This is a genomic window from uncultured Salegentibacter sp., from assembly GCF_963972535.1.
GTDB lineage: Bacteria > Bacteroidota > Bacteroidia > Flavobacteriales > Flavobacteriaceae > Salegentibacter.
On the sequence record NZ_CAXAVR010000089.1, the window covers coordinates 1 to 11,393 of the forward strand.

Sequence of the window (11,393 nt, forward strand, 5' to 3'; positions counted from 1 at the left end):
TTTTTTATGAAAGATTAAAAATTTGTTTTAGCATCTTAGGTCTTTCTCAATGCTTATTTTTATTTCAGGGTTTTGTACTTTTACGATATAATCAATAATTTGAATGATGACCAATGAAGAAATTCTGGAGCTTTCCAAAAAGGTGTGTAAAAATACGCTTATGGAAACCCTGGAAATTGAATTTACTGAAGTTGGGGAAGATTATTTAATAGCCAAAATGCCGGTTACCCCAAAAGTGCATCAACCCGATGGCGTGTTGCACGGTGGTGCCAGCGTAGCTTTGGCTGAAAGTGTTGGAAGTATGGCCAGTTATGTTTTTTTAGATACCGAGGAGTTTTTTATTCGCGGTATTGAAATTTCTGCCAATCATTTAAAAAGTATTGCTGAAGGTTTTGTTTTTGCCAGGGCTTCTTTTATTCATAAAGGCCGAACAACCCAGTTGTGCGAAATAAAAATTACCGACGAAGCCAATAACCTGATTTCTATCGTAAAACTTACTACCATAGCATTGCCAAAAAAGAAATAGAAAATGAACAACGAAGAGTTTTTTATAAAATTGGAAGAACAAATTCAAAACGGAAATCCTTTTGTAGCCTATAGAAACCCTGGATCTAAAAACGAATTGACCAAAGCTTTGCTTCAGGATTCAGCTGAAACATATAAAACCGACGATTTTACCGAAAATGGATTTGTTTTTGCTCCCTTTGAAAATACTGAAAACGCAATTTTAATCCCTTCAGAAAATGCCGAAATAATTACTACAGAATATTCGGCTGAAAGCTTTGAAGAAGTAGAAAAGGAAAATCAGGAATTCCCCCCTGCTTATACAAATTCCGAAGCCAGAATTAAACACGAAGAATTGGTTGAAAAGGGAATTGAAGCCATAAAAAAAGGAGAATTTAAAAAGGTGGTTTTGTCACGTAAGGAAGACGTGCAAACCCAACTTAAAGCGATGGAGATTTTTAAGAATTTACTTAAAAAATATAAAACTGCTTTTGTGTATTTCTGGTTTCATCCTCAAACCGGGATTTGGCTGGGTGCCACTCCAGAAACTCTTTTAAACGTAGAACGTGAAAAATTTAAAACTATGGCCCTGGCCGGAACCCAGGCCTTTGAAGGAACTTCATCTGTAAACTGGGAAGAAAAGGAAATTGAGGAACAACAAATTGTTACCGATTCGATTTTGGAAAATCTGGAACATAAAGTTTCGGGGATTATTCATAAATCTGAGCCCTATACTTCCAAAGCTGGGAATTTGCTGCATTTACAAACCGATATTACAGGAATGTTAGATCCTGAAAAATCCAGTCTTAAAAGTTTGATTTTTGCTTTACATCCAACTCCGGCTGTATGCGGACTTCCGAAGAAAATGGCGGAACAATTTATTTTAGAGCATGAAGCTTACGATCGCGAATTTTATTCAGGTTTTTTGGGAGAATTGAATATGAAAAAGGAGGTAAAGCGAAATAACAATCGTAGAAATCAGGAAAATCAAGCTTATGGAAGCATCCTAAAACAAACTTCCCTTTTTGTGAATTTACGTTGCATGAAATTGGAAGGCGGAAAAGCCAGGTTATTTATTGGTGGTGGGATTACCAAAGATTCCAGTCCTGCAGATGAATGGCAGGAAACCGTAAATAAATCGCATACCATAAAATCTGTACTTGTTAAATAAGGTCAAAACCTGCTCCCAAAATGTTTTTGAAATTGTAATTTTGGGTGAAATTAAATTGCCTGTCGTCATTCTGAACTGGTTTCAGAATATAGGTTTTTAATTAGCTTAGAACCTGAAACAAGTTCAGGTTGACCTTATATCAAAATTATAGACTTCACAGGTTTTTAAAACCTGTGAAGTCTGGGATTCAACTCTACAAAATAAACTTTGTGAAATACTCCAAAATACCAGTTGCCAGATCTATTGTAGCCCTTTGTGTGGCTAAAAATATAAATCACGTGGTGATTTCTCCAGGTTCAAGAAATGCGCCTCTAACCATAGGTTTTACCCACCATTCCGAAATTAAACCTTACAGTATTGTAGATGAACGCTGTGCGGCTTTTTATGCGTTAGGAATGGCGCAGCAATTACAAAAACCGGTGGCGCTGGTTTGTACCTCTGGCTCTGCATTGTTAAATTATTATCCTGCGATTGCCGAAGCTTTTTATAGTGATATTCCTTTAGTGATTATTTCTGCAGATAGACCTATTGAACGTATAGATATTGGCGACGGACAAACAATTAGACAAAAAAACGTATTTGAAAACCATATTTTATATTCCGCAAATTTACATTCAGAATTAGTTTTAGATTCTGAAGCAACCGATAAAAAGCTTCAGCAAAAACAATTTGAATCGCAAAAACATAATGAGCGGGAAGTCAATTTGGCGCTAAATAAAGCGATAGAAGAGAAGGGGCCGGTTCATATAAATGTGCCATTTTACGAGCCTTTGTACGATTTGGTAGAAAATGTTGAGGTAAATCCTATCCAGATTTTGCCAGAAATTAAAGAACGAACCTATACCGAAAGTCAATTAGGCGGTTATGCCGAACTTTGGAACAAAGCAAAGCGAAAAATGGTGATTGTTGGCGTTGCGCAGCCCAATATTGTTGAACAGCAATATTTGGAAAAACTGGCCAAAGACGATTCGGTTATTGTATTGACGGAAACTACTTCTAATTTAAATCATCCCGAATTTTTTACTAGAATTGATACCCTTATTGGTCCTATTGAGAAAGATGAAAACAGGGAAGAATTATTCAAAACGCTTCAGCCTGAAATTTTACTAACTTTTGGCGGAATGATTGTTTCTAAAAAAATAAAAGCATTTTTAAGAAATAACCAGCCACAGCAACACTGGCATATTGATCCAAAAAAAGCCTATAACACATTTTTTTGCTTAAATAAACATTTTGAAACCACCGTAAATTCATTTTTCACCCATTTCTTTCCGTTAACTAAACAGGTAGAAAGTGATTATGGTAGATTTTGGAAACAAGTTAAGAGCAAACGCCAGGTTCGGCACGAGGAGTATATGGATGAGATTCCGTATTCAGATCTTAAAGGGATGCAGGAAATTGTGCCAACTATTCCCGAAAATTATATTGTTCATCTTGGCAACAGTTCTACGATTCGTTATGCGCAACTATTTAAATGGAAAGAAAGCTTGCGTATTTTTTGCAATCGAGGTACCAGCGGGATAGATGGGAGTATTTCTACCGCAGTTGGGGCTGCTTGTTTAAATGCTGAGCCCACCTTAATGATTGCAGGCGATTTGAGTTTTTTCTACGATAGCAATGCGCTGTGGAATAATTATATTCCGAAGAATTTTAGGATAATTATTCTAAATAATAACGGCGGCGGAATTTTTAGGATACTCCCCGGAAATAAGAATACAGAGAATTTTGAGACTTATTTTGAAACCACCCACCAGCTTCAGGCAAAATCTTTAAGCGAAATGTACGGTTTTGAATATGCTGTTGCTAAAACTTCCGAAGAGATAAATAAGGAATTGACTGGATTTTTCAGCAATTCAGATAAGCCCAAAATTCTGGAAATTTTTACACCAAGAAAAATTAACGATGAAGTACTGTTGGAATACTTCAATTTTATGAAATCTTAAGAATTTAAATTGGTAGATAAACACTCATTTAAGTAACTTGTTGAAAAATAAACCAAAATTCTTAATTATGAGTACAAAAACCGATGAAAAAGTAGGTAAATACATCCAGGATGTAAAAGACAAAACGGGCGATGAACCCGATGTTGGTTTGCTTAGAAAAGTAACCGAATCTTGTGGCCCCAGTATTTTTAGGAGTGATGCAGAAACTGTTTCCAGTTCTTCAGAATCTGAAATGGAAACCGTAAAACGCAACTTCCTTATTAAAAAATTAGGACTTAAAGATGACGAAAAACTGGATGTAGGTTTAAATGCCGTAATGGAAAAATATGGGAAATCTAACAGAAATAAATATCGTGCAGTAGTCTATTATTTACTTACAAAACACTTTAAAAAAGAAAGCGTTTTTAAATAAAATAAATGGTCTAAAACTTATAAAATCCGTTTTTCAAAGGGGAAAAACGGATTTTCCTGTTTTATAGAAAAGCCGTAAAATATAAAGTATCTTTGCACTTCAAAATATAGATTATGCTTAGAATTGGCGAAAATCATACGCTTAATATTGTAAGAGAAACCGAACCGGGACTTTTCTTAACAGATGCTGAAGGAAATGAAGTTTTACTTCCAAATAAATATATACCCGAAACCTTTGAAATAGGTGAAGAGATAGAGGTTTTTGTTTACCTGGATCACGAAGAAAGACCAGTTGCCACAACGATAGAGCCATTGGTAAAGCTTGATGAATTCGCATTTTTAAAATGTGTAGAAACCACTGAATTTGGAGCTTTTTTAGACTGGGGACTGGAAAAACATTTATTTGTTCCGTTTAAAGAACAGGCATATCCAATGAAAAAAGGTGGCCGGTATCTTATTTTTTGCTATTTAGATGAAGAAACTGATCGTTTGGTAGCTTCAAGTAAAGTACATGCTTTTTTAGATAATTCAGAATTAACCATAGAGCCTTTTGAAGAGGTAGATCTTATAATTAGTAATAAAAGTGATTTAGGCTATAATGTAATTATCAATCAGTTGCATTTAGGTTTGATCTATCACGACGATGTTTTCCAGGAAATAAATGTTGGTGATGAAATGCGCGGATTTATCACTAAAACCCGTCCCGATGGGAAAATTGATGTGAGTTTACAAAGACCGGGTTATAGAAGTATTGAACCAAATGCTGAGTTAATCCTTGATAAATTAAAGAAAAATGAAGGTTATCTAAACCTTACCGATAAATCTTCTCCTGAAGCTATTCATAGCCAATTAGGAATTAGCAAAAAGAGTTTTAAACGTGCTGCCGGAAACCTTTATAAACAAAGAAAAATAGATATTAAAGACGACGGCCTTTACTTAAAACAAGATTAGTAAAAGTAGCGGCCCCTGGGTGAGTAATATGGAGAACCATAAAACATTCTTCGCTGGGTTTGTCTGTGAAGTGCGTTTTGATAAATTCGCTGATTTTGGTAATAAGGATTCGAATTCAGTGCATCATTGTAAACTTCGTCATTATCCCTAATTCGGTAATTATTAGAAATTTCAAAAGCTTTTTTCTTTTGATTTGTTGTAGGTAAGGGAGTGCCAATATCTACAGTACGTTTTTTCATATTTCGTTGGCTTTCAAGAATACCAACCATATCTACACTGGCGCGTTTTCCATCATCTACATTTAAAAATTCGCCGCTGGGAAGATCAAAATCTCCTTTAAAGAATTGTTGGCCAAAACTAAGGTCACTCCAGGAAGGTTCTATACTGTAATTGCTAATTTCAAAATCGGCCACATCCCAATATTCCTGGGCGGAAACCGAAGTTATGTTGAATAAAAATAGACTAAGAAATAGCAAGCGAAATTTCATTTTTAGGGCTTTTGTCTTTAATATAGCAAAAACAATGCAAATCTATTTGCAGCGCAAATATATTAAGATAAATTGAAAAGCTTATTTTTGAATAAAATAAAGACCTATGAGTGAAATCAACTGGAAAACTGTAAAAGAATACGAAGATATAACTTATAAAAAATCGGGTGGCGTGGCGCGAATAGCCTTTAACCGACCTGATGTTCGCAATGCGTTTAGACCTAAAACTACCTCAGAACTTTTAGATGCCTTTCACAATGCACACGAAGATACTGAAATTGGCTGCGTTTTACTTTCGGCCGAAGGTCCTTCTACTAAAGATGGGAAATGGGCATTTTGTAGCGGTGGCGATCAAAAAGCCCGTGGGCACCAGGGTTATGTAGGTGAAGATGGCTACCATAGATTGAATATTTTGGAAGTACAACGTCTAATCCGGTTTATGCCAAAGGCTGTAATTTGTGTAGTTCCCGGCTGGGCAGTAGGTGGCGGGCATAGTTTGCACGTAGTTTGCGATTTAACGCTTGCAAGTAAAGAACACGCTATTTTTAAACAAACCGATGCCGATGTAACGAGTTTTGATGCCGGTTATGGTTCAGCTTATTTGGCAAAAATGGTAGGGCAGAAGAAGGCACGGGAAATCTTTTTCCTCGGAAGAAATTATTCGGCACAGGAAGCTTACGAAATGGGGATGGTGAATGCGGTTATTCCGCACGATGAGTTGGAAGATACTGCTTACGAATGGGCGCAGGAAATTATGGCAAAATCACCAACTTCCATTAAAATGTTGAAATTCGCCATGAATATGACCGATGACGGAATGGTGGGCCAGCAGGTTTTTGCAGGAGAAGTTACCAGACTTGCCTATATGACAGATGAAGCTAAAGAAGGTCGTGATGCTTTTCTGGAAAAAAGAAAACCAAATTTTGACAAAAAATGGATCCCGTAGCCAAAGACTTTAATAACGAACAAATAGATTTAGCTTTCCTGCCTAAATATGAGCAGGTAGCTTTTTCTTCAGTTTCGTCTAAATATCTTATAAAAATGAATATTCAGACGGGCATTTTTATGCTCGTTCTGACTATTGCGCTGGGAGTGTTTTGGTTTTTTCAGCTAAATAATATGCAATCGGGGATTATATTTGGCTTTGTATTGGTAGCATTTATCTTTAGATTTTGGAATAATTATAAGTTGCTTCAGAGTTTGGGATATGCTGTTAGGGAAAAAGACATTATTTATAAAAGAGGATTCATTTTTAATAAAACCACGGTAATTCCATTTAACAGGGTGCAGCACGCATCGATTTCACGAGGAATTTGGGATAAGCTTTTAGGAATTTCCAGCCTTAATATTTTTACTGCAGGTGGAGGCGCAAGCGATATTTCTATTCCCGGTTTAGAACCCGAAATGGCTGTGCAATTAAAAGAAGCTATTGCGGTTAAGATTTCTAATGATGAATCCTGAAGCCTACAGCAATCCCCAGCGCCAATCTATAGCCGGTATTCTTCTTATTTTTATTTCCAGCATTTATAAATTATTTAGATCTTTCTGGGCGGTGGTCGCGTATTTGTTGGTTAGTGGCCCCAGTAGAACGACTTTAATTTATATTGGTCTTGCATTGCTTTTTATTGGGTTCTTAGCCCTTATCTATAGCTACCTGTACTATCGCAAATTTATTTTTTATATCGATTATAAGCGGGAGGAATTTGTATTAGAAAAAGGGATTTTTTCTACCGAAAATACTGCGATTCCTTTTGATAAAATTCAGCAGGTTTATTTTAAACGTTCTATTCTTCAACGAATAATCAAGGTTTACAGCCTGGTAATAGAAACTGCCGGGAGTAATCTTAAAGAAGTTGAAATAAAAGCTGTTTCTGAAGAGGATGCCAATAAAATTTCAAAAATCTTATTAAAAGCGAAAGCTGAAAAAACCGAGGAGACTTCATTAGAAGAAGAATCTGAAAAAACAGAGGAAAATAAAGAGGTTTTTTGGACTCATAAAGTAGGATTTCTCACGCTCCTTAAAATTGGGATTAGTACTAATTATTTACGCGGGCTTTCGTTAGTGTTTGCCTTTGTAATGACTATTTATAATAGGGTAAATACCTATTTTAAAGATCAGGTAGAAGATGTAGAGGTTTATTTTGATCAGTTTTCCGGAGTATTACAATCTATCGGATTTTTAGCCATACTTTTTGTGCTGCTTTTGCTTTTAAGTATAAGTATTACGATTATTGAAGTTTTTATCAAATATTATGGCTTAACAATTCAGCAGAATAAGGATAAAATGGAGGTGGAGATGGGCCTAAAAACCAATACCAAAGTTTCTCTTCAACCAAGGCGACTTCAGTTAATGCGAATTAAAACAAACCCGGTCCAGGAGCGTTTAAATCTTTATGAGGCCCAAATTTCTTTATCAAGTAGTGAAAATGAACTACAGAAGAATAAAATAAAGATTCCGGGTCTTGGAAAAGAAATTGTAGAAAAAATAAAATATTTTTTATATCCAGAATCTTCTAAATCTAGTTTCAGCACAACCTTTAGACCAGATAAATTATTATTATTCAGAAAAATTTCCCTGGCAATGTTACCGGTAGTTATTTTTCTTGCCTTCTGGTATTTTTTAGACTTTATAAACCTAAAATTAGGTGCTGTTTTAGCAATAGCGGGAGTATATACTATCGCAGCTTTAACTTTACAAATATTCGCTTTTAGAGCCCGTAAACTTATAATCACCGAAGAATTTCTACAGAAGAAAACCGGCTTTTGGAACAAAACCGAAGAAACCCTGGAATTATTTAAGATTCAATCTATAAGTGTAAAGCAGCCTATTTGGTACCGCAGAAAGAACCTGGTAAATGTAGTTTTTCATACCGCAGGTGGTGATCTTAAGTTTTATGCGGTGAATACTGGTATAATTCAATACGTGAATTATGTATTATATAAGGCAGAGGTTAGTTCGAAACACTGGATGTGAGAAGGTAAAAAGTGATAAAAATCCTTTTTTTTATAAAACTTTACGCAACCTTTAGCACATTTTTGCATCTTTTATGAAGACATTCAATAAATACTGTATGAAAATCTCAAATTTTTTCCTTTTTTTCCTAGTGCTTTTTTCTTGTTCTGAGAATGAAAATAATAATAGTGCAATTACTGGTGAGAGCGGGGTTAGTTATAATGAAAGTAAGAAGGTGTGGAGCGAGCTCAAGAATATTAACGGAAATTCTTATAGTTATACAATTAGTTTTATTTCCTGGAGCGGATTTGGTAACCGAACAATCATATCGGTAAAAGATGGTATTATTAGTAAAAGGGAATATCTTTATTATGAACAGACATATAGCGACGAGGGTGAAATGGTAGAAGTGGAAATTAAATCTTATACAGAAACCGGTGAGGAAATTGGTAGTAATTCTGAAGGTTTTGATCCTTTGCTCATAGATGAATTATATCAAACCTGTCTATCTGATTATTTAAATATTAATAAAGCAGATAACGAGATTTATTTTAATACAGATGAAGCCGGAATAATCTCCAATTGTGGTTTTGTTGAAACAGGCTGTGTAGATGATTGTTTTAGGGGCTTTAGAATCAGTGAATTTAATTGGCTGTAAATTTCCAGAACCCCTACTAACTGAAATATCAGAAAATCAAAAATCCCCAATCTAATTTTAGACTGGGGATTCTCATTTAAACAATTAACAAGATTTATCGTATCGCCGGATATTCCTCGGGGTTTACTTCATTAAAAATCGAATAAACCTTTTCAAAAATATCTTCTGCTGAAGGTTTACTAAAATAATCACCATCAGTCCCGTAAGCCGGGCGGTGTTCCTTAGCGGTTAGGGTTTGCGGTTTACTGTCCAGGTATCTCCAGGCGTTTTGTTCATTTAAAACCTTATCTAAAATAAATGCTGAAGCTCCTCCCGGAACATCCTCGTCTATAACTAGAAGTCGGTTGGTTTTTTCTACACTTTTTACAATGTCGTGATCTAAATCAAAAGGTAGTAGAGACTGTGCATCTATTACTTCTGCATTAATTCCATATTCGCTTAATTCTTCAGCAGTTTGGCAAACTATTCTTAAAGTAGAACCATAAGAAATTAAAGTGATATCACTACCTTCTCTTACCGTTTCAACCTTACCAATTGGTGTTCTAAGATCGGGTAAGTTACTCGGTTTTTTCTCTTTTAAACGGTAACCGTTTAAACATTCTACTAATAATGCAGGGGTATCCTGTTCCAGTAAAGTATTATAAAAACCTGCAGCCTTAGTCATATTTCTCGGTACTAAAACATACATACCGCGTACCAGGTTTAAAATTCCACCCATTTGTGAACCACTGTGCCAAATTCCTTCTAAACGGTGACCACGAGTTCTTATAATTAGTGGAGCTTTTTGTTTTCCTTTAGTACGGTATTGTAAGGTTGCCAAATCATCACTCATTCCCTGTAAGGCGTACATCACGTAGTCCAGGTATTGAATTTCGGCAATTGGTCTAAGACCTCTCATTGCCATTCCTATGCCCTGGCCAAGAATAGTGGCTTCGCGAATACCAACATCGGCTACCCGTAGTTTTCCATATTTTTTTTGAAGACCTTCCAGTCCCTGGTTTACATCGCCAATTTCACCCGCATCTTCACCAAAAATTAATGTTTCAGGAATATTACCAAAAATCTGGTCGAAGTTATCTCTTAAAATAATTCTTCCATCAACTTCAGCTGAATCCTCATCATATTCCGGTAAAACTTCAGAAAGAACTCCTTTATTTTCGATATATAAATGACTGTTATAATCATTCGCCATATCTTTCTCAAAATCTGTGAACCAATCCAGTAATTGGGATTTTTCTTCTGAATTTTCTTTTCTAACAGCTCTTAAAGTTTTTCTTGCAGCAACTGCAAGATCTTTTTTAAGCGGTTCTTTATTTGAGTTAAGATCTTTTGCCAGTTTAACTACACTCTCTTTTTCTTCGGTATTCTTTGCCAGTTTAGATAGTACCGCGAGTAACTCTTTTTGCTTTTCTTTTGTAGGCTGTAAATAGTTGTTCCAGGCTTTTTTCTTGCCTTCTCTAACTTTGCGCTTAATTTCTTTCTCAATATTTTGCAGCTCTTCATCTGTGCTAATATTGTTTTCAAGAATCCATTCTCTAAACTTTACATTACAGTCGTATTCACGTTCCCAGGAAAGGCGTTGTTCATTTTTGTAACGTTCGTGAGAACCAGAGGTAGAATGCCCTTGCGGCTGTGTAAGTTCTACCACGTGAATAAGTACCGGGCAATGTTCTTTTCTGGCTATTTTTTCGGCTTTTTCGTAGGCTTCAATTAGCGCTACATAATCCCAGCCATTCACTACGATTATTTCGTAGCCTTTTTCATCTTCATTTCTTTGGAAACCTTTTACGATTTCAGATATGTTTTCTTTTGTAGTTTGATGTTTCGCGTGTACCGAAATTCCATATTCGTCGTCCCATACGCTTAAAACCATAGGCACCTGCATAACGCCGGCAGCGTTTAGGGTTTCCCAAAAATGACCTTCACTGGTACTGGCGTTTCCAATAGTGCCCCAGGCAATTTCATTTCCATTTTCTGAAAATTTTTCAGATGGAATACCTGCTACGTTTCTATATATTTTAGAAGCCTGTGCGAGTCCCAAAAGTCTTGGCATTTGACCGGCGGTAGGAGAAATATCTGCACTGGAGTTTTTTTGTTCCATCAGGTTTTTCCAGCTACCGTCTTCATTAAGGCTGTGGGTGGTAAAGTGTCCTCCCATTTGTCTTCCGCCAGACATTGGTTCATTCTCCAGGTTAGAATCGGCATACAAACCGGAAAAGAATTGTTCTATGCTAAATTGATTAATGGCCATCATAAAAGTTTGATCACGATAGTAACCAGACCTAAAATCACCATTTTTAAAAGCCTTTGCCAT

General features: G+C 35.9%; 11 protein-coding genes. 9 read left to right on the plus strand and 2 right to left on the minus strand.

Annotation, left to right across the window (positions count from 1 at the left end; genetic code table 11):
- The first annotated feature begins 106 nt into the window (after positions 1-106).
- The 5 genes from AACZ30_RS10480 to AACZ30_RS10500 all read left to right on the plus strand — a co-directional run bounded on the left by AACZ30_RS10480 (position 107) and on the right by AACZ30_RS10500 (position 4,980).
- The gene (locus tag AACZ30_RS10480; protein ID WP_075326462.1) at positions 107-526 is read left to right on the plus strand and encodes a hotdog fold thioesterase; all 420 of its coding nucleotides are present in this window, start codon (positions 107-109) and stop codon (positions 524-526) included.
- Positions 527-529: 3 nt separating this feature from the next.
- Complete coding sequence (locus AACZ30_RS10485; protein ID WP_339649232.1) at positions 530-1,675, plus strand: chorismate-binding protein; 1,146 nt, start codon at positions 530-532, stop codon at positions 1,673-1,675.
- A gap of 209 nt (positions 1,676-1,884) precedes the next feature.
- The gene (menD, locus tag AACZ30_RS10490; RefSeq protein ID WP_339649233.1) at positions 1,885-3,618 is read left to right on the plus strand and encodes a 2-succinyl-5-enolpyruvyl-6-hydroxy-3-cyclohexene-1-carboxylic-acid synthase; all 1,734 of its coding nucleotides are present in this window, start codon (positions 1,885-1,887) and stop codon (positions 3,616-3,618) included.
- A 67-nt stretch (positions 3,619-3,685) separates the two neighbouring features.
- Positions 3,686-4,030, plus strand: coding sequence for a DUF2853 family protein (locus AACZ30_RS10495; protein WP_075326466.1), 345 nt, complete (start codon positions 3,686-3,688; stop codon positions 4,028-4,030).
- A 113-nt stretch (positions 4,031-4,143) separates the two neighbouring features.
- Entirely contained in the window at positions 4,144-4,980 is an 837-nt protein-coding gene (locus AACZ30_RS10500) for a S1-like domain-containing RNA-binding protein (protein WP_075326468.1), read from the plus strand.
- Here the strand turns inward: AACZ30_RS10500 and AACZ30_RS10505 are convergent.
- The gene (locus AACZ30_RS10505; protein WP_075326470.1) at positions 4,977-5,468 is read right to left on the minus strand and encodes a hypothetical protein; all 492 of its coding nucleotides are present in this window, start codon (positions 5,466-5,468) and stop codon (positions 4,977-4,979) included. The genes AACZ30_RS10500 and AACZ30_RS10505 overlap by 4 nt on opposite strands.
- Before the next feature lie 106 nt (positions 5,469-5,574).
- Between AACZ30_RS10505 and AACZ30_RS10510 the strand changes: the two genes are divergently transcribed.
- The 4 genes from AACZ30_RS10510 (at position 5,575) to AACZ30_RS10525 (ending at position 9,079) form a co-directional block, all read left to right on the plus strand.
- Positions 5,575-6,414 (plus strand): 1,4-dihydroxy-2-naphthoyl-CoA synthase, encoded by an 840-nt coding sequence (locus AACZ30_RS10510; RefSeq protein WP_093302224.1) that lies wholly within the window; start codon positions 5,575-5,577, stop codon positions 6,412-6,414.
- Positions 6,402-6,929, plus strand: a complete 528-nt coding sequence (locus AACZ30_RS10515) for a PH domain-containing protein (protein ID WP_339649234.1) — start codon at positions 6,402-6,404, stop codon at positions 6,927-6,929. Before AACZ30_RS10510 ends, AACZ30_RS10515 begins: the two co-directional genes overlap by 13 nt.
- The gene (locus tag AACZ30_RS10520) at positions 6,898-8,442 is read left to right on the plus strand and encodes a PH domain-containing protein (RefSeq protein ID WP_339649235.1); all 1,545 of its coding nucleotides are present in this window, start codon (positions 6,898-6,900) and stop codon (positions 8,440-8,442) included. The genes AACZ30_RS10515 and AACZ30_RS10520 overlap by 32 nt, the downstream gene beginning before the upstream one ends.
- A 97-nt stretch (positions 8,443-8,539) precedes the next feature.
- Positions 8,540-9,079 carry a hypothetical protein gene (locus AACZ30_RS10525; protein WP_075326477.1) on the plus strand — a complete coding sequence of 180 codons (540 nt, stop codon included), beginning with the start codon at positions 8,540-8,542 and terminating at the stop codon, positions 9,077-9,079.
- Positions 9,080-9,173: 94 nt separating this feature from the next.
- Here AACZ30_RS10525 and AACZ30_RS10530 read toward each other — a convergent pair.
- Positions 9,174-11,393, minus strand: a 2,220-nt coding sequence (locus AACZ30_RS10530) for a thiamine pyrophosphate-dependent enzyme (protein ID WP_339649237.1), incomplete at its 5' end; no start/stop codon positions are given.

Bases quoted from the DNA above. Each gene is read 5' to 3' on its own strand.
- AACZ30_RS10480 (WP_075326462.1), top strand. From the start codon at position 107: ATGACCAATGAAGAAATTCTGGAGCTTTCCAAAAAGGTGTGTAAAAAT.
- AACZ30_RS10485 (WP_339649232.1), top strand. From the start codon at position 530: ATGAACAACGAAGAGTTTTTTATAAAATTGGAAGAACAAATTCAAAAC.
- AACZ30_RS10495 (WP_075326466.1), top strand. From the start codon at position 3,686: ATGAGTACAAAAACCGATGAAAAAGTAGGTAAATACATCCAGGATGTA.
- AACZ30_RS10500 (WP_075326468.1), top strand. From the start codon at position 4,144: ATGCTTAGAATTGGCGAAAATCATACGCTTAATATTGTAAGAGAAACC.
- AACZ30_RS10505 (WP_075326470.1), bottom strand. From the start codon at position 5,468: ATGAAATTTCGCTTGCTATTTCTTAGTCTATTTTTATTCAACATAACT.
- AACZ30_RS10510 (WP_093302224.1), top strand. From the start codon at position 5,575: ATGAGTGAAATCAACTGGAAAACTGTAAAAGAATACGAAGATATAACT.
- AACZ30_RS10515 (WP_339649234.1), top strand. From the start codon at position 6,402: ATGGATCCCGTAGCCAAAGACTTTAATAACGAACAAATAGATTTAGCT.
- AACZ30_RS10525 (WP_075326477.1), top strand. From the start codon at position 8,540: ATGAAAATCTCAAATTTTTTCCTTTTTTTCCTAGTGCTTTTTTCTTGT.